The sequence below is a fragment of the Sporolactobacillus laevolacticus DSM 442 genome (genome assembly GCF_000497245.1).
Taxonomy (GTDB): Bacteria; Bacillota; Bacilli; order Bacillales; family Sporolactobacillaceae; genus Sporolactobacillus; species Sporolactobacillus laevolacticus.
Genome location: NZ_AWTC01000002.1, coordinates 97,781 through 119,082 on the forward strand (window position 1 = coordinate 97,781; position 21,302 = coordinate 119,082).

Below are 21,302 nucleotides of genomic sequence, written 5' to 3' on the forward strand. Positions count from 1 at the left end.
AATAAACAGTAAAAAAGGGGACAGACAAATCTTGCTAGTTCATGTTAGCACATGTTTTCCTAATTAGCAATAAAATTTACAGTTTAATAACAACATTCTGAATTGTATTCAAGGCGCGTTCAGCATAACGAGCAGCCCGTTCACTCTTATCCCTAATTCGTTCTTGCAGGGGCGGCAACAAACCAAAGTTTGCATTCATCGGTTGAAAATTCTTAGGATTTGCTGTTGTGATGTAGTGAACCATACTGCCAATTACCGTTTCTTGTGGGAAAACCACAGGATCAGATCCTGTCACCAATCTAGCAGCATTGATCCCTGCGATCAGCCCTGAGGCAGCAGATTCAACGTATCCTTCAACACCTGTCATCTGCCCTGCAAAAAATAAATCTTGCCGCCTTTTCGTTTGATACGTCGGCTCAAGCAGAAGCGGTGAATTCAAAAAGGTATTGCGATGCATCACACCATAACGAACAATCTCAGCATTTTCAAGTCCTGGGATCATTTGGAACACTTTTTTCTGTTCACCCCATTTTAAGTGCGTCTGAAATCCGACAATATTAAATAGGGTGCCGGCTGTGTTATCCTGGCGTAGCTGTACAACGGCATATGGCCGTTTGCCGGTTTTAGGATCTTCCAATCCGACAGGCTTTAGTGGTCCGAACAGCAATGTTTTCGCTCCCTGTCTTGCCATGATTTCAACAGGCATGCAGCCGCTGAAATATTTCTCTTGTTCAAATTCCTTTAATGGCGCTGTTTCAGCAGTGATCAGTGCTTGGAAAAAAGCTTCAAATTCCTCCTTATTCATTGGGCAATTTAGATAGGCTGCATCTCCTTTATCATATCGGGATTTTAAATACACTTTATCGTGATCAATGGTTTCTCCAGATATAATTGGCGCCGCTGCATCATAAAAATAGAAATATTCCTCTCCGGTCAATTGTTGCAGGTTTGCTGAGAGCGATTCCGATGTCAGAGGTCCTGTTGCAATAACCGTCGGGCCTTCCGGGATTTCCAACATCTCTTCATCAACAACTGTCACATTTGGCATTTCTCTGAGCTTTGACGTCACAATCCCCGAAAAATCATGACGGTCGACTGCTAATGCCCCGCCTGCGGGCACAGACGCTGTGTCTGCCGCCGCCATGATTAAGGAATCGAGCCGACGCATCTCTTCCTTTAAAATGCCAACTGCATTCGTCATACTGTTCGATCGTAACGAATTGGTGCAGACTAATTCTGCAAATTGACCCGTGTGGTGGGCCGGTGTCTGCTTTCTCGGTCGCATTTCAAACAGAGTCACCGGTATGCCTCGTTTCGCGATCTGCCAGGCTGCCTCGCTTCCTGCCAGCCCTGCACCAACCACATTTACCGACTGTCTTGCCATTCTTACTCCTCATTTCTTAGCAGATCATGTGCGGGATGCATGTAATCGGTACATGATCCGCTTATTGCGTTTCCTCTTTATAATCACATTTCGGACATTCAACTGTTTTTCCATTCTTTGTTTTCTTCTCTACGAGATAGGAACCGCATTTTGGACATTGTCTTTGAATCGGTTTATCCCAAGACACAAAATCACATTCAGGGTAACGGTCGCAACCATAAAAAATACGATGTTTTTTGCTGCGCCGTTCTACTACTTCTCCTTTGCCACATTTCGGGCAAGACACGCCTGTCTTTTTCAAAATCGGTTTTGTGTTTCTGCATTCCGGAAAGTTTGAGCACGCCAAAAACTTTCCAAATCTACCCATTTTATAGACCATTTCATGGCCGCATTTTTCACAAGTAATGCCTGCAGGCTCGTCTTTTATAGATACAGACTGCATTTCTTTTTCTGCTGTGGATAGACGTTTGGAAAAGTCCTGGTAAAAAGCATCAATGAGCCCAATCCAGTTTTTCTTTCCTTCTTCTACCTCGTCCAAGTTCGTCTCCATTTGTGCCGTAAAATCAATATTAATGATTTCCGGAAAAAAATCAACGATTAGATTTAAAACGACCTCTCCTAATTCAGTAGGCACAAAACGTTTCGCGTCCATTGTTACATAATTACGCCTTTGAATCGTATCAATAGTCGGTGCATAGGTAGAAGGACGTCCGATGCCGATTTCCTCCATGGACTTAACGAGCGTTGCTTCTGTGTATCTTGGCGGCGGCTGAGTGAAGTGCTGCTTCGGATCCGTCTGATCCTTAACCGCAATCATTCCATCCACAAGCTCCGGCAAATAGTTTTCATGCGACACCGAATCTGATTTCTTTTGATCATCGCTGCCTTCAATATAAACCTTCATAAAGCCTTGAAACTTAACCTTTGATCCTGCTGCTCTGAATATCACACTATTCTGTACGAGATCAGCGCGCACCGTATCAAGGACAGCCGGGGCCATCTGACTCGCTACAAATCGTTCCCATATGAGCTTGTAAAGCTTATACTGATCGCGGCTTAAATAATCTTTAATATCTTTTGGCTGCCTGAGAACAGATGTCGGACGTATGCCTTCATGTGCATCTTGAGCATTTTCAGACTTCTTTTGTTTCTGCGGTCTATTGTTAAAGTAATTATCACCGTAATTTTCCAAAATAAATGATTTTGCTTCAACTTTAGCAACATCGGAAATTCGCGTTGAATCCGTTCTCATATACGTGATTAAACCTGTACTCCCCAGTTTGCCAAGCGCGATTCCTTCATAGAGCTGCTGAGCGATCATCATCGTTTTTCGTGCTCGGAAATTCAGTTTTCGCGCTGCTTCTTGTTGAAGAGAGGAAGTGATGAACGGAACAACCGGATATCTTAAGCGCTCCTTTTTTTGCACATTCTGGACAGCAAAATTCGGGCTCTTGATCTTTTCCAAGACATCCTTCACATCTTGCTCGTTCTTGAGCGCTTTCTTTTTTCCATCAACACCATAAAATGCAGCTTCAAACGTTTCATTATCAACATGAAAAATTCCGTTGATCGACCAGTATTCTTCAGGAATGAATGCCTTGATTTCCTTCTCGCGCTCAATGATCATGCGCAACGCAACAGACTGCACTCGTCCTGCGCTCAAACCCTTTTTCACTTTTTTCCAAAGTAACGGACTTATATTATAACCGACAAGACGGTCAAGAACACGTCTTGCCTGCTGTGCATCAACTAAATCCATATTTATTTTCCTAGGTGTTTTAAAGGCTTCCTTTATTGCTGGTTTGGTTATTTCATTAAAAACGACCCTGCAAGCCGAATGATCGTCAATATCAAGACTATGTGCTAAGTGCCAGGCAATCGCTTCTCCTTCACGGTCGGGGTCAGCTGCGAGATAGACTTTCTTCGCTTTCTTTGCAGCACTTTTTAAATCCTTGAGAACAGGACCTTTGCCGCGAATGGTAATGTAGCGCGGCTTAAAATGATCGTCGACATCGATGCCCATCTGGCTTTTAGGGAGATCACGTACATGTCCCATCGATGCTTTAACCTCGTATTTTGGACCGAGATAACGTTTTATTGTTTTTGCTTTAGCGGGAGATTCCACAATGACTAAATAATCATTCATGATGTTTCTCCCCCTTTCTGTGAATATTCAAATCTTCACTAATCTTAATGATTGATGAAAGCTTTGTCAAACCTTAACAAATAGAAAATACAATAACAAATTAAATTTCATAGTAATCAACCAGAATAAAACAAATTTTCAATCATCAAAAGCAAAATAAAATCATTCATCTTGTGTCCATGACAGTTCATCAATAATATCATGCCAATCACAAACAAGTTTCGCTCCTTGCTGAATTAAGCGGTTTGTTCCACCACTATTTTCTCTGAGAATTGAACCCGGTATGGCGAAGACATCACGCCCTTGATCTAGTGCCTGATCAGCGGTAATCAATGAACCGCTTTTTTCTTTTGCTTCTATTACAAGAGTGCCTAATGCCATTCCACTAATAATTCGATTTCGTTCTGGGAAACGCCAACGCTCGGGTCTTGCTGATGGGGGATATTCGCTGATGACAAGCTGTGCATCGCATAATCGCTGATATAACTGGCGATGCTGTAAAGGGTAAGGATGGTATAAGCCTGAGCCTAGAACAGCAATCGTTCGGCCCGCAAGCGAGAGCTGATGTGCCATGCCATCGACACCCATCGCCATTCCACTAATGATGGTCCATCCCTGTTCAATAATCGGATCAAGTACATTTTTCATGATTTTACCTGATTCAGCGCTTGGATGCCTTGTACCCACAACACTGAGCGTTTTTTTATCTTTTAAAAGTTCAGTTCTGCCTTTTGCATACAAAATATAAGGAGGATCATAAATCGTTTTCAAAAGTTGAGGATAATGAGGATGATGAAATGGAATAGGTGTGATTCTTTCTTTCTGAAACTGTTGACACAGTTCAAAAGGCTTAATAGATTGGAAATCCTGCAAAAAGCATAGTGCTTGTGAGGAAGACATTCCGAAACTCTTGATTAAATCATTGGGTGTATACCTGTCCAACTGTTGGAGCGATGGATCTGAATGAATCATCCTCCAGACCTTCCGCCTGCCTATACCTTGACAATGATTAAGCACTATTAATTTAACCGTCAAAGTATCTATAAGACGCACCTTCTTCAACTATGATATGGTTTTTTAAGAAAAATAAAATAAAATGAATAAATAATAGAAAGAATCGGGAAGGCAATGGTACCTTTCCGAAATGGAAGGGTTATGAGAAGTTTCTGCTGGTTTTTCGTTCAAGTTGTCATAAAAAATGAAATACCGAGGACCAGCCTTGTCATCATCAGATGAAAAAGACTGATTACTCAGTTCTGCTTACTTTTGTCCTGGGATGCCTGGTCATCAATGTTGTAAATAAATGTGAAGATTTCGGCAACAATTTGGTAGAGTTCCGGAGGAATCATTTGGTTGAGGTCAAGTTTTCCAAGCATTGAAACGAGCGCAGGATCCTCTTGGATCGGAATACCATGGGCTTTTGCTGTATCAATAATTTGTTGTGCGACCGCACCTTCTCCTTTTGCAGAAATGTGAGGTGCCTGATCCACATATCGGGCATAATTTAACGCGATTGCTTTTTTCTTTTTATCTGCATGCGTCATACTTTCACATCCAAGCGGTAGTTTGACTCTGTGAGAGGACCTGATGCCTTCTTAACAAGATTTTGGTCAATCTTATCTGTTTGTGTCAGTGAAACAAGCTGATAACCATTCTCCTTTAATCGTTCCTTCAACAAAGGTTCCCCGGATTTCAGCCATGAACGTAAATCCTTTTCATTATTCTGAATGGTTAATGCCACGTTATGATTTTGAACGCGAACGCTGATTAAAGTTTCTTTCAGATGATCGAGTTCAAGCCACAACAAAATCGTACAGGAATCTGGATCAAGTGTCCCCTTCCGATCTCTTTTTCCTTCCCAATAGATCGATACATTGGTCAACTCTTTTTGAAAAGGGATGGGAATCTGAAAAGCGAATTGAGCAACGAAAGGATCTGCAGAAACCATCTGAATTTGTTCTCCGGTTATCTTTTGTACCATTTCATGTGCCATTTTTCGCAACGAAAAAGGCGCCTGCTGATCTTGAACGACTGCGAGCAAATTCTCCTTCAGTGAATTGCTTTTTCCTGGTGCCGGTCCATTATTGAACCACTCTGCTATTTGATGCTCATAATCAAAACCGATCAGTTTCAATGTTTGAAGCAAAAGATCACGATGATCGGCAGTGCCAAGCTGAGACACACTTTCCTGGATATGCCCTGTGACAAAACGTTGAAACGATTCAATAAAGGACTGCGGCGAACGATTTATATTCAGATCTTTCAGCAAAGCTGTGGTTTCTTTCAAAGAAAATGAACCCGACAGAAAACTGTCAATTTTGATTTGGATCGACTGAGTGAACTGCGACTCAGGAATTTGCCCCTTAATAAAAGACTTCAACAATGCATCGCCTTTGTCCTGCCCAATTCGGGTAAAAATTGCAGCCAGACCATCAGCCTTATTTGATTCAGAAAATGCGGTCAATGATGCCTTCAGCTTCTCGATTGTCGCTGTTTGCGCCGTTGTGTTCTTAATTTCTCGCAAAATAGTGTCCAGCTTCGCACTTAACGGCTCAGAACTCACTAATTCTTTGGCCGTCTGAAAAAAAGTATCGGTCAAAGGAAGCTGTCGATTAATCAGCCAGCGGATTGTCTGCATGTCCTTTGAAAAATCACCACTTGTTTTTAAAAGTGCCCGAGCCTGGAGAATGGCGTCACGAGATATGGGATCTCCATGGTCGAGAAACGATTGAATTATTCTCCTATTAAGAGGCTCATTTTTCAAATTTAGTGCAGTTAGGACATCTTCTGCCATGGTTAATGCAGATACGCCAACAGTTGGTTTGCGGTTGACCACTTTGGCAAGAAGCGGGTTGCTGCTGCCCTGCTGGATCTGGAACAAATAGTCCTGTCCAACCTTCAATGGAGGTTCGATGGAAGCGACTTTTGCCACAACCTGTTTTGCTCCGAGTTGAACAAGCGCTGTCCTGTCTGGTAAAATATCGAGAACTTTTCCCCTAAGTATCTGCTCAGGAGCGTAGGTACCGATCATCTGACTTTGGCTGATCGCGTAAGGCTGAAAATTCACAGGATCACCTTCTTATGAGGTTTTCAGGGCTTTAGCGGTGCAAAGGTCATGCGGTGTTCTGGGCATGTCCCAAGCCTTTCAATCGCTTCCAGATGCGCTTTTGTTCCATAGCCTTTATGTGATGCAAAATCATAACCGGGATAAATCTGATCGAAATCACTCATCATTCTATCTCGCGTCACCTTTGCCAAGATTGAAGCTGCGGCAATCGAGTTGCTCCGGGCATCCCCTTTTATTAAAGATGTCTGTGGAATGGCGAGCGGTAATTCCATCGCATCAATGAGCAAATAATCCGGTTGAACATCTAACTTGGCGACAGCCCTAACCATTGCTTTTTTTGCCGCTTGATAGATATTAATCTCATCAATTTCTTTTGCTGAGGCAATCCCTATTCCGAAAGATTCTGCTGATTCACGAATTCGATCAAATAAATAATCCCTTTTTCCAGACGACAGCTGCTTGGAATCATTAATACCAGGAATAACCGCATCTTGCTTTAAAATAACACATGCTGCGACCACCGGTCCGGCAAGCGGTCCCCTACCGGCTTCATCAATCCCGGCAATATGCTTTGCTCCATCAATTCTCAGCTCGTGCTCAATACGATTCATTTGGTGATATTTCTCAACAAGCGCTTGGAGTTGCACTTGCCGTTCATCCCATTTTCGCAGCACCTGACGAACGCCGACGCGCGGATCATTCTCCAGTTGTACTCGTTCTTCCTCGGATAGATGAACGATTTCTGAAAGTTTCATTTTTATTTCGGCAATGGTCTGTTGTTGCATCTTTCTCTTCCCCTATAAATTCTATATCGGTGAATCTGTATCATTTGTTAATGATTTTCCTAAGGTTAAGGCCACTCCAAAGTAAGCGGACCAAGTTTTTGGCTACGGTAATCACGGACAATAATTTCAGATACGCGGTCATAGTCGATATATCCGCCACTCATCAGGCATCCTCTTTTTCTGCCAATATCATCAAACAACCTGATGAGCACATCCTGATCTTCCTCCGTTCCGGCCAATTCGGGCAGATCCTCTAATGTATAGCGTTCAGCCAGAGGTTCGCGATAATGCGTCAGCATTGTCTTTAATAAAAACAGAGCGATTTCCTGAAAATCCAGGAGTTCCTCCTTAATCGCGCCCGTCGCCGCAAGACAGAGACCGACACGCGGATCTTCAAACTTCGGCCACAAAATACCGGGAGTGTCCAAAAGTTCCATTGTTGAACCAACCTTAATCCATTGTTGGGCCTTTGTGACACCGGGACGGTCACCGATCTTCGCAATCTTTTTCCCAGCCAGTCTATTGATCAGCGTTGATTTTCCAACATTGGGGATGCCAAGAATCAACGCACGGTCTGCGTGCGGACGAAAACCACGTTTCTCCAGTTTTTTCCGCCTGGCGGCTGTAAGCTTATGCACCGCGTCCGGAATGGTGGCTACGCCCTGTCCGGTTTGGCTGTTAACGAGATGAACCGTCAAGCCTTGATCCTCAAAGTCTTCTTTCCATTGTTTCGTGGCCTGACGATCTGCCATATCGATTTTATTCATCAGAAGAAGCCTTGGTTTACCCGAAGAAATTTCTTCGACAAGCGGGTTTCTAGAAGACGAAGGGATTCTGCTGTCCACAAGTTCAATGACGACATCAATTTGCTTGATTTTTTCAATCATTTGCCTTTTTGCTTTAGCCATATGGCCGGGATACCATTGAATTGTCATCATGTTTCCTCCTTTCAAAACCATGTAACATATTTGCGAAAAAAAAAATGGAAGGGCCTGGTCATCCCAAGCCCCTCCTTTTCTTTACTGTGACCATTTAATTTCCAATCATGCTTATCTGCTCTTAATACGTGCTTTCTTACCACGCAGGGCACGCAGATAATAAAGTTTCGCACGACGCACTTTACCGTAACGTACCACTTCGATCTTGTCGATCTTCGGGGAATTTACAGGGAATGCACGTTCTACACCGACACCATAAGAAATCTTTCGTACCGTAAAGGTTGCACTGATGCCGCCGCCATGACGCTTGATCACAACGCCTTCAAAAACCTGAATACGTTCATGTGTACCTTCAGTGATCTTCACGTGCACTTTCAGCGTATCCCCAGGTCTGAAAGCAGGGATATCCGTACGCAACTGTTCTTTGGTAATTTCATCAATAATATTAGACATAATAATGGCCTCCTTCCGTACAAATGCTCTTACATTCCCAAAGAATGCAGCGGAACATCGTATTCACTGGCAATCGCCACAAAAAACATCTTACCACATTCAAATCTATGCATGCAAGTCTTTTCAGCAGATGTAAAGGTTACTCCGGTTTTTTTTCTGTTTCTTTTCTAAATTGAGTAAGCCATTTCTTTTCTTGAACCGCTAGATCTCGCCCCTCCAGCAAATCAGGCCGACGCTCAAAAGTGCGTCTTAGTGATTCCTTCCAGCGCCACTCGGCGATCCGTTCATGATTTCCGGAGAGCAAGATGTCTGGAACCTTCATACCGCGAAAATCCGCCGGCCGTGTGTAATGCGGGTGCTCCAGAAGACCATCGGAAAAAGAGTCCGTTACTGCGGATGTGTCGTTGCCCAGCACGCCAGGGAGCAGCCTAACGATACTGTCGATCATTGCCATTGCTGCGAGTTCACCGCCGGTCATAACAAAATCACCGATTGAATATTCATCTGTGACTAAATGCTCCGGTATACGCTCGTCAAATCCCTCGTAGTGACCACATATAAATATAAGTTTATCTTCTTTTGACAGCATCTCCGCATCTTGTTGTTTAAACGGCTTTCCTTGAGGCGAGGTAAGAATGATACGTGGCTTTGAATACTCACCAGCACGCAGAGCATCGACTGCGTCGAACAATGGCTGCGGCATCAATACCATGCCCGCTCCGCCTCCGAATGGATAATCATCGACCTTATTATGCTTATTTGTAGTAAAGTCACGAAAATTTGTAACAGCGTACGAAACCGCACCTTTTTCGGCAGCTTTTCCTAAAATGGATACGTTCAGTACACCTTCAAACATCTCAGGAAAAAGAGAGAGAATATCAATCTTCATCATCAATCAGCCCCGGAATCAGGTGGACCGTCACCTTTTTTTGCGCCACATCAACGTTCTTAACAACATCGGAGATATAGGGAATAAGCACATCTTTCGCACCTGTATCAATCACCCAGACATCATTAGCTCCTGGAGACAATATTTCTTTGACACGTCCCAACTCACGACCTGTATCGGTCACCACTTCTGAGCCGATGATTTCATGGTAGTAAAATTCGCCTTGCTCAAGTTCTGATAGTTGTTCCTTTGCGACATAAAGAGAAAACCCTTTATATTTTTCTACATCGTTGATCGAAGGATGATTTTCAAAAGTAAGACAATCAAACTGTTTATGGCGACGATAACTCTTAACCTTGAGCGTTTGCTCACCGCTATTTTTCTGATCACGGATGTGCAGAATTGCTCCTTTAGCATAACGCTCTTCCGGAAAATCCGTAGCACTAACGACCCGCACTTCACCTTTAATGCCTTGCGTATTTACAATTTTCCCGACGTAAAGCCATTGTTCGGTCATCAAACAAACCTCCTTATTCAGAAATAAACCAAGTGCTGTCTTATTTGGCAGACTTGCCTATGTATGGTGAAAAAGAGAAGGGCACCTTTCCCCTTCTCTTTTTCTATATTATTCACGAATCAAGAAGCGCACATCCAGTCCTTTGGCACTGCCCACGGCAGAAACAACAGTTCTGACAGCTTCAGCGACCGAACCATGTCGTCCAATCACTTTACCCATGTCTTGCTTGGCAACCGTGAGGACATACGTGACATGATCCGGCTCTTCCTGCTTCTCAATCTGAACATGTTCATGATCATCTATGAGCGGGAATACAATGGCTTTGATTAATTCTTCCATTTATCTGCCGCCCCTTGTACTTATTTTTGCAGCTTAGAAAGATGAAACTTCTCCATGATGCCTTGCTTTGAGAAAAGGTTGCGAACCGTGTCCGATGGCTGAGCACCTTTCTGCAGCCAGTCAAGTGCCTTTTCTTCATCAACAGTGAACGTTTTTGGTGTTACAACTGGATTGTAAGTGCCGATTTCTTCAATGAAACGGCCATCGCGAGGCGCACGTGAATCTGCAACAACAACTCTATAAAATGGGCGTTTTTTTGCTCCCATACGTTTTAGACGAATTTTAACTGACATACTAAACAACTCCCTGATTCTAATAGTTTTTTAATGGTTTTCATTTACATAAACGGTAAATTAAAAGGATTGCGTTTCTTGCCTTTTGCCTTGCCCATAAACTGTTTCATCATTTTCTTCATGTCTTTGAACTGCTTGAGCAACCGATTGACATCTGCGACCGATGTGCCGCTTCCAAGCGCAATACGTTTTTTGCGGCTCGCATTAATCATATCCGGATCCGTTTTTTCCTGAGAAGTCATTGATCGGATGATCGCCTCAGTCTGGCCAATTTTCTTCTCATCAATCTGCATGTTCTTCATGCCTTTGAATTTATTGGCACCAGGCATCATTGCAAGCAAATCTTCCAACGGACCCATATTACGGATCTGGCCAATTTGATCAAGAAAATCATCCAGAGTGAAGCTGACCGAAAGCAGTTTCTGCTGCATGTCACGCGCTTTCTCCTCGTCGATGTTTGCCTGTGCTTTCTCTATCAGGGAGAGTACATCTCCCATTCCGAGAATGCGCGACGCCATGCGGTCAGGATGAAAGGGTTCAAGTGCATCCATCTTCTCGCCCATACCGACGAATTTAATTGGCGTGCCAGTCACCGATCGAATAGACAAGGCGGCACCACCACGCGTGTCACCATCCAACTTGGTCATAATGACACCGGTTAAATCCAGCCGCTCATTGAAAGAGGTCGCGACATTTACTGCATCTTGTCCAGTCATCGCATCAACAACCAGAAAAATTTCATCTGGATGGCTGACCGACTTAATCTGATCAAGTTCATCCATAAGAGCTTCATCAATATGGAGACGGCCCGCGGTATCAATCAGGATCAAATCATGATGATCCGCCTTTGCCTGTTCCATTCCCTGACGGACAATTTCAACCGGGCTAATTTGATCGCCTAATGAAAATACAGGTATATTAAGCTGTCCGCCTAGAGTTTGCAGCTGTTTGATCGCCGCCGGACGGTAAATGTCCGCGGCAATCATCATCGGCTTCTTATTGTGAGTTTTTCGGATATAATTAGCCAGTTTCGCAGCAGATGTCGTTTTACCGGCGCCTTGCAGACCGACAAACAACAGAACAGTCGGAGGCTTCAGGGCGAGGTTAAGTTTGGTTTGTTCGCCGCCCATCAAGTCGGTCAGTTCTTCCTGAACGACCTTGATCACCTGTTGTCCAGGTGTAAGGCTTTTCAGCACTTCCTGTCCAACCGCACGTTCCTGAACACGTTTGACAAAAGACTTTACCACTTTAAAATTGACATCCGCTTCAAGTAGTGCCAAACGGATCTCACGCGTCATTTCCTTAACATCCGCTTCGGATACTTTGCCTCTGCCGCGGATTTTCTTCATCGTTGCCTGCAGCCTGTCTGACAGACTCTCAAATGCCATACTTCTCACTTCCTAATCTAAATTCTCCAGTTCATCAATAAAAGAATCTAGTTGCTTGCTTTCTTCACTATTCAAATGATCAGCCAGATCCCTCATTTTCGAAATCAAAGAAAGCCGGACCTTGTATTTACGAAACAACCCCAATTTTTCCTCAAATGCTTCGAGAGCACTTTCAGCCCTTTTCAGGTTATCATAAACAGCTTGTCTCGTGACTTGGTTTCTTTCCGCAATTTCACCAAGAGAAAAATCATTAAGATAGTAAAGATTCAAATACTCTTGTTGTTTTGGGGTGAGAAGTGGCTGATAAAAATCGTATAGGGCGTTAACTCTCAAAACCTTCTCAAGCATGGCAAATCCCCTTGGATGTAAAGGCATTTTACTTTACGGGAATATATTACAGGATTTTAGAGAACGTGTCAAGTTTTCTCCTTATACCCGTAGTGCAAGACATCAAAAAGAACCGAGCACCAGCCCGGTTCTTTCCGTCCCTCGATAAGGCAACTGCCCAGCTTATTCAGCAGATGATTCTTCATCCTCGGCCTGAAACAGTTCGGCAAACAACCCGTAAATAAATGCATCGGCATCAAAGGTTTGCAAGTCATTCAGTTTTTCACCTAAACCGACCAGCTTGACCGGGATATCCAGTTCATTCCGGATTGCGAGTACGATTCCGCCTTTGGCAGTTCCGTCAAGTTTGGTCAGCACGATGCCTGTAACTTCAGATGCCTGACGAAAAAGTTTCGCCTGGCTCAGTGCGTTCTGTCCGGTTGTCGCATCAAGAACCAGCAGAACTTCATGCGGCGCGCTGGGGCATTCGCGTGCAATTACACGCTTGATTTTTTCCAATTCCTTCATTAAATTAACTTTATTCTGAAGTCGCCCGGCTGTATCGCAAAGCAACACATCCACCTTTCGTGACTTTGCTGCCTGCATCGCATCAAATACTACAGATGCCGGATCCGAACCTTCTTGATGCTTAATCACATCGACACCAGTCCGGTCCCCCCACACCTGAAGCTGATCGATCGCACCAGCCCGGAATGTGTCTGCCGCTGCCAGCAGAACGCTTTTCCCTTCATTCTTCAGCCGGCCTGCAAGTTTTCCAATCGTCGTTGTTTTTCCTGCACCATTGACACCGACCATTAAAATGACGGTCAACCCAGAAGGATTCAACTTCAATTCGGTTTCTTCACTGTTTTTGGTGAGAAATTCAGATAGGACTTCGACAATGACATCCTTAAGTTGGGCAGTATCTTTGATGTTGCGTGTCCGTGACTCGTCCTTAAGACGGTCTACCAGATCCATTACAGTCGTTATCCCCACGTCAGACTCAATAAGTATTTCCTCGAGTTCTTCAAAAAAATCCTCATCGACTTTTCGGTACCGCTTAACTAGGTTGTTCATGCGATCCGAGAATGATTTTCTTGTCTTGGACAGACCATCCTTAAATTTATCTGTAACAACGTTAGTACTCCCAGTAATCCGGTCTTTCAGCTTATTAAAAAAATTCATCTGCTGGATCCCCCAATCTGTGAATATATTTTGTCACCACTTACGTGCTTTATCCATTGCCTGCAGTGAGCAGTTCATCTGTCTCTTCAAGCCGCACGGATACAAGCCGTGAAACACCTGATTCCTGCATCGTCACGCCGTAAAGCACATCAGAACGTTCCATCGTTCCGTGTCTATGCGTGACGACAATAAATTGTGTATCCATACTAAACTTTTTCAGGAATGCGGCATAACGATCTACGTTCGCATCATCCAAGGCAGCCTCTACTTCGTCCAGCACACAAAACGGAACCGGCCGGACCTTCAGAATCGCAAACAGAAGTGCGATCGCTGTCAGTGCACGCTCCCCACCAGAAAGCAGGGAAAGCCTCTGCAGTTTTTTGCCGGGCGGTTCTGCGAGAATATCAACGCCGCTTGTCAACATGTCCGCCGGTTCGATCAGCTGAAGATCGGCTCGTCCGCCACCAAAAAGTTCTCGAAAAACAATTTGGAACTGCTGCCTGATTTTATTGAACGTTTCGGTAAAGCGTTGCTCAACGACCTGATCCATCTCGGACATGACATGATTAAGCGTCTCACGCGCTTTCATAAGATCTGCTCTCTGGGCTGAGAGAAATTGCTCGCGTTCCAGAACGGTATCAAATTCTTCGATCGCTCCAAGATTTACCGAGCCCAATTCTTCAATCGCCAGCTTGATCAGCTTAACTTTTTTGCGTGCTTCAGGAACTTCAATAGTTAATTGATAGTTTTCTCTTGCCGCTTCAATCGTTAGTTCATAATCTTCTCTTAAAGTATCTAACAGATGATCAAGTTGGACGTCCATTCGTCCAAGAACAACATTTTTCTCCTGGAAGACAGAGCTAACCTCGTTCAGTTCCGTACGTCGCTTCGATAAATTGGATTCATTAGAAGCGAGCGCTGAGTGCCGCTCTCGTCGTGTCTCCCGCTTGTTCATGAGCGCATTCATGAGTGCATCTTTCTTGCTCTGCGCTTCTTCAATTTGCTGATCAATTTTCTGAGTATGCTCATGCTGGCTCTCAATCTCAGAATCAATGCCGCTTGCCGATGAACGGAGCGCTTCAATCGAAGCGTTCAGTTCACCAACCCTTGTCTTTGATTGCGATTCCTTCTCTTCCAGATGCGTTACAATTTGACTTTGCTCAGCCATACGGACCTTAAGTGACGTAATCTCTGACTGGAGTGCCTGTTTTGATGAATCAATATCTTGCCTGTTTTTGGTTAATTTGCCGATCTGCGCGGTCAATTCCTCGCCTTTTTTGGCATTAGCAGACACACTTGCATCAATATCACGCAATCGTTCGGCGATTTTTGTTTGCTCTGCTTCAAAATCACCGTTTTCCCTAGATAATAGGTGATATTTTTCAAGACCTGCCTTTTCCTCGGTTTCAGCATCCCGTTTTTCGGATTCAACTTGACGAAATTGCTCCAGAGCTGCCTGCAACGCTTTTCGAACGCTCTCGGTCTCTAACTCATCTGCAGCAATTTGATTTTTTAATTTTGAAAAGTCAGCTTGAAGCTGTTCCCTTTTTGCTTGCATTTCCTTGATCTGTGCCGTCAGCTCATCAATCTCAGCACCCCTGCCAATCAAGCTTGCTTGATGTTGCTTGACACTCCCCCCGGTCATGGCACCTCCGGGAGCAACAACATCCCCGTCTAAAGTAACAACTCGATAACGATAATGAACCTGCTTGGCAAGCTGATTTGCTCCTTCCAAATCTCGAGCGATAATCACAGCACCAAGTAAAAATTCAACAATTTGCTGATAACGGGGATCGTAGGAAACTAGATCGGCTCCTGTACCAACAAAAGCAGGTTGGCCCTGAATTCTGCTTCGTTCCGCCGGCTGAATGACTTTAGACTTAATTACGGATATTGGCAAAAAAGTTGCGCGACCTGCTTGATGCTGGCGGAGAAATTGGATAGCTTTTCTTCCGGCAGACTCATCGGAAACAACAAGATGCTGGGATGATCCTCCTAAAGCCGTCTCAACTGCTGTTCCATACTTTTTGTCGACATGAATTAATTCAGCCACGGCGCCGTGAATACCAGGAAGATGCTTCCTGTTTTTCAGAATGACTTTAACTCCTTGATAGTAACCTGCGTAATCTTCTTTAAGAGCCTCAAGCATCTCTTTCCTTGATCGCGCCTGCTCGATATAGTTGCTGATTTTGTCGACAGCTTCTTTTTCCTTTGTATACCGAGTCCGCTCTTCTTCCAAACGCGACCTGAACATATCATGCTGCGTTTGCAATTTCTTTCCTTCAGCACCAATTTTGTTCAACTGTTTCTCAAGAGCCTCTTTACGTTTCCCTGCTTCTTCAGCCAGCGTCTTAATTTCTTCAGTATTTGCCTGAATACGGTTCTTTTTGGCACTAAGGGATTTGTCCTGATCGGAGAGATAACGGCGTTCATTACGCATCGCCGCTTGCTGATTCAAAACTTCAATATATTCCGCTTTCAATCGTTCAATCCGATCATCAAGATTCTGTTCAAAACTGCTAAACTCTGTTTGTTTTTTTGCTAGCTTCCGTTGAAAATCGGCTAAAGTTTCTTTTTCTGATCGATATCCACTGCTTGTTTGCTCCAGTAACTGACGTTCCTTCTGCAGCTGTTCTTCCAAACGGCTGATTCTGTCTTTAAGTTCTTCTGCATTATTATGTGCATGCTTATTTCTTTCGGTCAAAACCTGCTTTCTACCAAGCAATTTCTCGAGATTTTCAGTTGATTCCGCCCACTCGGTTTGCATCGTTTCGATTGTATGATCCAATTCTTCAAGGAGAGACCTGTTCGATCGATAGTTCCCATCAAGCTTTTCAATCGCCTCTGCCAACGCCACTTTTTTTGTACTAAGTGATTCGACAGACTTTTTCGTTTCTTCCCACTGAGAATGAAGCTCATCGATATCGTGAGCGAGAAGTGCAATATCCACTTCCTCCAACTCACCTTTTTTTTGTAAATAGTCTTTGGCAATTGACGCCTGTTGTTCCAAAGGACCAAGCCGAGCATCAAGTTCATGCAAAATATCTTCAACACGGTTTAGGCTGTCTTCCGATTCATTCAATTGCTTCTCAGCAGCCTGCTTTCGCAGTTTATATTTAAGCACACCAGATGCTTCTTCAAAAATTCTGCGCTTGTCCTCCGCTTTGCTGTTCAGAATTTCATCGATCTTTCCTTGACCAATAACTGAATATGCCTCTTTACCAAGACCGGAATCCATAAATAAATCCACAATATCTTTCAACCTGCAGCTTTGCTTGTTAAGCTGAAATTCGCTTTCACCTGAGCGGAAAACTCTCCGTGTAACACTAATCTCGCTAAAATCCATTGGAATATAACGGTCACTATTATCCAATATAAGTGTCACTTCAGCCATATTTACCGCTTTTTTTGCATCACTGCCTGAAAAAATAATATCTTCCATCTTCGAACCACGTAATGACTTTGCCGACTGCTCACCGAGCACCCAGCGTATTGATTCTGTTATATTGCTTTTTCCGCTTCCATTCGGCCCAACCACCGCAGTTACGCCAGGGACGAATTCAACAGATGTTTTATTGGCAAACGATTTAAAACCCGAAACATCCAGTCGTTTGAGGAACATCCCGATCCCTCCGTTTCTTACCTTTCTGCCCATAAATGACTTGTTCAAGCCTGCCGCTGCAAACTTAATCATCTATTGACCAGAAATGAATTGATAAATAATAATATTTTGGCTACTCACATCTAAGATGGAGTCTATGATTAAATCGAGTAACAAAAACAGCCGAGTGATCCCGGCTGCTTTTGTTACTCGGCGATGTTTCTAAGCGCCTTACATGCAGCGCTTTGTTCCGAGTCTTTCTTTGAATGTCCCTTACCCATTCCAATTACTTCGCCATTCAACAGCACTTTTGACGTAAACTCACGCGCATGAGCAGGACCCTTTTCCGTCACAAGCTCATAATCCAGTTCACCTAAACTTTTTCGCTGAATTGTTTCTTGAAGCTGGCTTTTGTAATCCATCACATGGGAAAAAGAGCCATCGCTAATCCTCGGATAAACCACTGATTGCAGAAACCGTTCGACTTCGGATAAACCCTGATCAAGATAAAGAGCACCGATAAATGCCTCGAATACATCCGCAAGAAGCGATGGCCTTTGTCTCCCACCTGTCACTTCTTCTCCGCGCCCCAGGAATATCTTATCCTCAAAAGATAGGGAAGAAGCGAATTGGAACAATCCGGTTTCGCATACAATCGCTGCACGAAGTTTTGTCATATCTCCTTCAGTAAGATCTGGGAAGTACTTGAATAAATGTTGGGAAATCAGTAATTCCAGCACTGCGTCTCCGAGAAACTCGAGCCGTTCGTAATCTTCCTGTGACTCACGACGGTGCTCATTCACATAAGATGAATGTGTGAACGCTTGTTTCAGCAATTCTTCATCATTGAATGAAAATGAGAAATCATTGAGAAAATGATAAAGTTTTTCTGTAATTTCTTTTTCCTGATCTTTCATTTTTTTTGAACCCGGCAAAACTGTCACCTCCACTCACTAAAAAACCAAAATCCATTTCAGCTATATTCTTTGAATTGAATAAGAAGAAGCCCCGCCCTTATAAACGTATTTATAAAAACGGGACTCATGGATAGCATGTCAGGATTTGTGGTTCTCTATGTAAGATACGACGTCACCGACGGTCTGAATCTTTTCCGCATCTTCATCGGAGATTTCCAAATTAAATTCATCTTCAAGTTCCATGACAAGTTCTACAATGTCAAGCGAATCTGCGTCTAGATCTTCTTTAAATGAAGCTTCAAGCTTTACATCCGCTTCATCTACGCCTAATCGGTCGACAACGATTTTCTTGACACGTACCAAAACATCTTCTTCTGCCATGTCTTCACCTCCTCTCGAGGACTTTTTCAATTTTTAAAACAGGTTCTCCGTCCTCCGCTAGATCGAGGAGGGGCAAAATACCCTTCTTAAAGCGTACCTCAATTATTTTATTGCATTGCCATACCGCCGTCAACACTTAATGTTTGTCCCGTCATGTATCGGCTCTCATCTGAGGCCAGAAATGAGACAACATCCGCCACGTTTTCTGGTGTACCTAATTTACCAAGCGGAATCTCACTCAGCATTTTTTCTTTAACATCTTCAGGGAGTTGGTCAGTCATCTCTGTTACGATAAAACCAGGTGCGACGGCATTCACTGTGATACCGCGAGAAGCCACTTCACGCGCTGTGGCTTTCGTTAAACCAATCAAACCCGCCTTAGCCGCCACATAATTTGCTTGTCCAGGATTGCCTAAAATACCGACAACAGAGGCAATATTAATAATTCTCCCCTGTTTTTGCCGCATCATCGGACGAAGTGCGGCTTTTGTGACAAGAAATACACCCTTCAAGTTCGTATTCAGAACGGCATCCCAGTCTGTTTCTTTCATGCGCATAAGCAGCCCATCACGCGTGATGCCTGCATTATTTACAACAATATCCAAATGTCCAAAATGATCTACGGATTGTTTGACCATGTCCTGAACAGATTGTTCATCAGAAATGTCGCTCTGCCAAACGAGCGCTTCAGCACCCGCAGCACGAATGTCAGCAGCTGTTTCTTCAGCACGAGCTTTATTGCCTGAATAGTTCACGATGATGGACGCTCCCTGCTTTGCAAGCGCAATCGCAATCGCACGACCGATACCTCTTGAAGCACCAGTAACAAGCGCCACTTTCCCTTGAAGTCCCATATTATTATACACGCTCCTTCAGTTTCTCAGACACCTCATTCAGACTCTGTGTGTCATTGACTTGAAAAACCGTAGATTTTCGATTAATTTTTCTGATCAAACCAGAAAGAACTTTGCCTGGCCCGACTTCTACAAACGTATCGACACCAAGCGCGTTCAAACGTTCCACGGATTCGGTCCAGCGCACCGGAGAGTACAGTTGTTCAATCAAATGATTACGAATATCCTCTGCACTTGATTCTTCTAATGCAGTGCTGTTTGCGACTACTGGGATCTTAGCATCCGCTACAGGTAAGCCGTCTAGCACCTCTCTCATTTTTTCCGCAGCAGGTTTCATTAACGATGAGTGGAAAGGGCCGCTTACTGAAAGCGGAACAACTCGGCGTGCACCTGCATCGGCAGCCAATCGTGAGGCTTCATCCACACCGGCAACCGTCCCAGAAATCACAATCTGTCCCGGACAATTGAGATTAGCAGTTTGCACAGGCTCCCCCTTTTCAGAGACACTCGCACAAATCTGCTTCAGTTGCTCTGCATCCAATCCAAGTACCGCTGCCATAGTTCCTTTACCAGCAGGTACAGCAGCCTCCATCAGCAGTCCTCTCTTACGCACAGCATAGACTGCATTTTCGAAATCAAGAACACCTGCGGCAAACAATGCACTGTATTCACCAAGGCTATGTCCCGCCAGATAGTCCGGTTTAATCCCATTGTTTTCGAGCAGAGCGCAGAGCACCGCACTGACCGTAAGCAAGGCAGGCTGAGTATTTTCAGTGTTCTTCAGCACATCCTCCGGTCCATTCAAAATCAACTCTGTCAATGGAAAATCTAAACGTCTGTCTGCTGCTTCGAACATTTCTTTCGCTTCAGGAAATGTCTCGATCAAATCGGCACCCATTCCCACCGCTTGTGAGCCTTGTCCTGGAAAAACAAATGCGAGTTTACCCAAAATTCATCAACCTCCGGATCCTATTGAAACAAAATTCATTTTGGCTGCTCATTTAGCAAACCTTGCTGCTTCAGCCTAAGTTAACAGAGCATTTCCGCTAATCTTGAGTCTTCTATTATCCATCTAAGCAAATCAAGCGTTAGCGAAAATTGCTGCTCACTCTTTTGATTAATCTTTCCCCCCATGGGCACGGTACATCGTAAATACGCCTTTAAAAACATGATCATGTCCTGAATAGCTATTGACTTCAACAATTGTCCGCACTCTTTCCTTGCGAGTGACTTTCGCCTTAGCTACCACACGCTCTCCTGATTTCACAGGACGAATATATTGAATCTCCGCTTTTGAAGTTAGGGCTAAGTCATCATTGATCACAGCCACAGCAAGAGAATTCGCCTGCGCGAATAGGTGGTGACCACGAGCAATACCTGTTCTGGAAAAAACAAGTTCGGAAGTGATTTCAAGGATAGAAATTGCACTTGTATCAAGCTGCAAATCAAGAATATCCCCAATCACTTCTTCTTGGTGAAGTGCCTTGACTTCGTCGAATTGCCGTTTTGCCACGTGTTTAATCCGTTCTCTCAACTCAGGAATGGAAAGTTCGAGACGATCCAATCGAATCGTTTGCACACTAACCGTAAACTTTTTTGCCAGCTCGTCATCCGTAATAAATGGATTGTCAGCGATCGTCTGCTTTAGGGACTCTTGACGATCCTTTTTACTTTTTCTCATGAAATGAACACCGCCGCCGTTCATGTTCGTCATTCATTGTGAAGTTTCACAATTAAGACTAGGTAATAATAGTTAGTATATCATAACTTGCTTGCAGCGGGTAGCTAGGCAATGATTACGGAAAAGGACATCTGTGAGAAGCACGCATAACATACGT

The 21,302-nt window shown here is 43.9% G+C and carries 21 protein-coding genes; all 21 read right to left on the bottom strand.

Translation table 11 applies throughout. The features are described 5' to 3' along the window. Positions 1 to 76: 76 nt before the first annotated feature. The 21 genes from trmFO to fapR all read right to left on the bottom strand — a co-directional run bounded on the left by trmFO (position 77) and on the right by fapR (position 21,145). Complete coding sequence (trmFO, locus tag P343_RS22180) at positions 77 to 1,384, bottom strand: FADH(2)-oxidizing methylenetetrahydrofolate--tRNA-(uracil(54)-C(5))-methyltransferase TrmFO (protein WP_023508916.1); 1,308 nt, start codon at positions 1,382 to 1,384, stop codon at positions 77 to 79. A gap of 61 nt (positions 1,385 to 1,445) precedes the next feature. After that, on the bottom strand, positions 1,446 to 3,530 hold the full coding sequence (topA, locus tag P343_RS22185) for a type I DNA topoisomerase (protein WP_023508917.1): 2,085 nt from the start codon (positions 3,528 to 3,530) through the stop codon (positions 1,446 to 1,448). A 162-nt stretch (positions 3,531 to 3,692) separates the two neighbouring features. Further along, positions 3,693 to 4,502, bottom strand: coding sequence for a DNA-processing protein DprA (dprA, locus tag P343_RS22190; RefSeq protein ID WP_236620314.1), 810 nt, complete (start codon positions 4,500 to 4,502; stop codon positions 3,693 to 3,695). Between the two features lie 278 nt (positions 4,503 to 4,780). Next, entirely contained in the window at positions 4,781 to 5,074 is a 294-nt protein-coding gene (locus tag P343_RS22195; RefSeq protein ID WP_023508919.1) for an EscU/YscU/HrcU family type III secretion system export apparatus switch protein, read from the bottom strand. After that, positions 5,071 to 6,597: a hypothetical protein gene (locus P343_RS22200; protein ID WP_023508920.1), complete on the bottom strand. Its 1,527-nt coding sequence runs from the start codon at positions 6,595 to 6,597 to the stop codon at positions 5,071 to 5,073. Before P343_RS22200 ends, P343_RS22195 begins: the two co-directional genes overlap by 4 nt. Before the next feature lie 23 nt (positions 6,598 to 6,620). After that, positions 6,621 to 7,382, bottom strand: a complete 762-nt coding sequence (locus P343_RS22205) for a ribonuclease HII (RefSeq protein ID WP_023508921.1) — start codon at positions 7,380 to 7,382, stop codon at positions 6,621 to 6,623. 65 nt (positions 7,383 to 7,447) lie between these two features. Continuing rightward, a complete protein-coding gene (gene ylqF, locus P343_RS22210; protein ID WP_023508922.1) occupies positions 7,448 to 8,317 on the bottom strand; it encodes a ribosome biogenesis GTPase YlqF in 870 nt (289 codons plus the stop codon). Between the two features lie 114 nt (positions 8,318 to 8,431). Further along, positions 8,432 to 8,773, bottom strand: a complete 342-nt coding sequence (rplS, locus tag P343_RS22215) for a 50S ribosomal protein L19 (RefSeq protein ID WP_023508923.1) — start codon at positions 8,771 to 8,773, stop codon at positions 8,432 to 8,434. A gap of 139 nt (positions 8,774 to 8,912) precedes the next feature. Next, entirely contained in the window at positions 8,913 to 9,662 is a 750-nt protein-coding gene (gene trmD / locus P343_RS22220; RefSeq protein ID WP_031263601.1) for a tRNA (guanosine(37)-N1)-methyltransferase TrmD, read from the bottom strand. Beyond that, the gene (gene rimM / locus P343_RS22225; RefSeq protein WP_023508925.1) at positions 9,652 to 10,179 is read right to left on the bottom strand and encodes a ribosome maturation factor RimM; all 528 of its coding nucleotides are present in this window, start codon (positions 10,177 to 10,179) and stop codon (positions 9,652 to 9,654) included. Before rimM ends, trmD begins: the two co-directional genes overlap by 11 nt. Positions 10,180 to 10,287: 108 nt before the next feature. Continuing rightward, a complete protein-coding gene (locus tag P343_RS22230; RefSeq protein ID WP_023508926.1) occupies positions 10,288 to 10,518 on the bottom strand; it encodes a KH domain-containing protein in 231 nt (76 codons plus the stop codon). Positions 10,519 to 10,538: 20 nt separating this feature from the next. Further along, positions 10,539 to 10,811, bottom strand: coding sequence for a 30S ribosomal protein S16 (gene rpsP, locus P343_RS22235; protein ID WP_023508927.1), 273 nt, complete (start codon positions 10,809 to 10,811; stop codon positions 10,539 to 10,541). A 44-nt stretch (positions 10,812 to 10,855) separates the two neighbouring features. After that, the gene (gene ffh / locus P343_RS22240) at positions 10,856 to 12,199 is read right to left on the bottom strand and encodes a signal recognition particle protein (protein WP_023508928.1); all 1,344 of its coding nucleotides are present in this window, start codon (positions 12,197 to 12,199) and stop codon (positions 10,856 to 10,858) included. A 12-nt stretch (positions 12,200 to 12,211) separates the two neighbouring features. Next, positions 12,212 to 12,547 carry a putative DNA-binding protein gene (locus P343_RS22245; RefSeq protein WP_023508929.1) on the bottom strand — a complete coding sequence of 112 codons (336 nt, stop codon included), beginning with the start codon at positions 12,545 to 12,547 and terminating at the stop codon, positions 12,212 to 12,214. Positions 12,548 to 12,709: 162 nt separating this feature from the next. Continuing rightward, the gene (ftsY, locus tag P343_RS22250) at positions 12,710 to 13,711 is read right to left on the bottom strand and encodes a signal recognition particle-docking protein FtsY (RefSeq protein WP_023508930.1); all 1,002 of its coding nucleotides are present in this window, start codon (positions 13,709 to 13,711) and stop codon (positions 12,710 to 12,712) included. A 49-nt stretch (positions 13,712 to 13,760) separates the two neighbouring features. Next, complete coding sequence (gene smc / locus P343_RS22255; RefSeq protein WP_023508931.1) at positions 13,761 to 17,333, bottom strand: chromosome segregation protein SMC; 3,573 nt, start codon at positions 17,331 to 17,333, stop codon at positions 13,761 to 13,763. A gap of 185 nt (positions 17,334 to 17,518) precedes the next feature. Continuing rightward, positions 17,519 to 18,247, bottom strand: coding sequence for a ribonuclease III (gene rnc / locus P343_RS22260; RefSeq protein ID WP_023508932.1), 729 nt, complete (start codon positions 18,245 to 18,247; stop codon positions 17,519 to 17,521). A 120-nt stretch (positions 18,248 to 18,367) separates the two neighbouring features. Next, positions 18,368 to 18,610, bottom strand: a complete 243-nt coding sequence (acpP, locus tag P343_RS22265; protein WP_031263602.1) for an acyl carrier protein — start codon at positions 18,608 to 18,610, stop codon at positions 18,368 to 18,370. 107 nt (positions 18,611 to 18,717) lie between these two features. Continuing rightward, positions 18,718 to 19,464 carry a 3-oxoacyl-[acyl-carrier-protein] reductase gene (gene fabG, locus P343_RS22270; RefSeq protein ID WP_023508934.1) on the bottom strand — a complete coding sequence of 249 codons (747 nt, stop codon included), beginning with the start codon at positions 19,462 to 19,464 and terminating at the stop codon, positions 18,718 to 18,720. Positions 19,465 to 19,468: 4 nt separating this feature from the next. After that, positions 19,469 to 20,413: an ACP S-malonyltransferase gene (fabD, locus tag P343_RS22275; RefSeq protein WP_023508935.1), complete on the bottom strand. Its 945-nt coding sequence runs from the start codon at positions 20,411 to 20,413 to the stop codon at positions 19,469 to 19,471. 168 nt (positions 20,414 to 20,581) lie between these two features. Then, positions 20,582 to 21,145: a transcription factor FapR gene (fapR, locus tag P343_RS22280; protein ID WP_031263603.1), complete on the bottom strand. Its 564-nt coding sequence runs from the start codon at positions 21,143 to 21,145 to the stop codon at positions 20,582 to 20,584. Between the last annotated feature and the right edge of the window lie 157 nt (positions 21,146 to 21,302).

Excerpts from the sequence above, each read along its gene's own strand:
- fapR (WP_031263603.1), bottom strand. The coding sequence starts at position 21,145 with ATGAGAAAAAGTAAAAAGGATCGTCAAGAGTCCCTAAAGCAGACGATC.
- P343_RS22205 (WP_023508921.1), bottom strand. The coding sequence starts at position 7,382 with ATGCAACAACAGACCATTGCCGAAATAAAAATGAAACTTTCAGAAATC.
- rimM (WP_023508925.1), bottom strand. The coding sequence starts at position 10,179 with ATGACCGAACAATGGCTTTACGTCGGGAAAATTGTAAATACGCAAGGC.
- rplS (WP_023508923.1), bottom strand. The coding sequence starts at position 8,773 with ATGTCTAATATTATTGATGAAATTACCAAAGAACAGTTGCGTACGGAT.
- fabG (WP_023508934.1), bottom strand. The coding sequence starts at position 19,464 with ATGGGACTTCAAGGGAAAGTGGCGCTTGTTACTGGTGCTTCAAGAGGT.
- topA (WP_023508917.1), bottom strand. The coding sequence starts at position 3,530 with ATGAATGATTATTTAGTCATTGTGGAATCTCCCGCTAAAGCAAAAACA.
- ylqF (WP_023508922.1), bottom strand. The coding sequence starts at position 8,317 with ATGACAATTCAATGGTATCCCGGCCATATGGCTAAAGCAAAAAGGCAA.
- trmD (WP_031263601.1), bottom strand. The coding sequence starts at position 9,662 with ATGAAGATTGATATTCTCTCTCTTTTTCCTGAGATGTTTGAAGGTGTA.
- acpP (WP_031263602.1), bottom strand. The coding sequence starts at position 18,610 with ATGGCAGAAGAAGATGTTTTGGTACGTGTCAAGAAAATCGTTGTCGAC.
- P343_RS22230 (WP_023508926.1), bottom strand. The coding sequence starts at position 10,518 with ATGGAAGAATTAATCAAAGCCATTGTATTCCCGCTCATAGATGATCAT.
- ftsY (WP_023508930.1), bottom strand. The coding sequence starts at position 13,711 with ATGAATTTTTTTAATAAGCTGAAAGACCGGATTACTGGGAGTACTAAC.
- rpsP (WP_023508927.1), bottom strand. The coding sequence starts at position 10,811 with ATGTCAGTTAAAATTCGTCTAAAACGTATGGGAGCAAAAAAACGCCCA.
- trmFO (WP_023508916.1), bottom strand. The coding sequence starts at position 1,384 with ATGGCAAGACAGTCGGTAAATGTGGTTGGTGCAGGGCTGGCAGGAAGC.
- ffh (WP_023508928.1), bottom strand. The coding sequence starts at position 12,199 with ATGGCATTTGAGAGTCTGTCAGACAGGCTGCAGGCAACGATGAAGAAA.
- P343_RS22195 (WP_023508919.1), bottom strand. The coding sequence starts at position 5,074 with ATGACGCATGCAGATAAAAAGAAAAAAGCAATCGCGTTAAATTATGCC.
- dprA (WP_236620314.1), bottom strand. The coding sequence starts at position 4,502 with ATGATTCATTCAGATCCATCGCTCCAACAGTTGGACAGGTATACACCC.
- smc (WP_023508931.1), bottom strand. The coding sequence starts at position 17,333 with ATGTTCCTCAAACGACTGGATGTTTCGGGTTTTAAATCGTTTGCCAAT.
- P343_RS22245 (WP_023508929.1), bottom strand. The coding sequence starts at position 12,547 with ATGCTTGAGAAGGTTTTGAGAGTTAACGCCCTATACGATTTTTATCAG.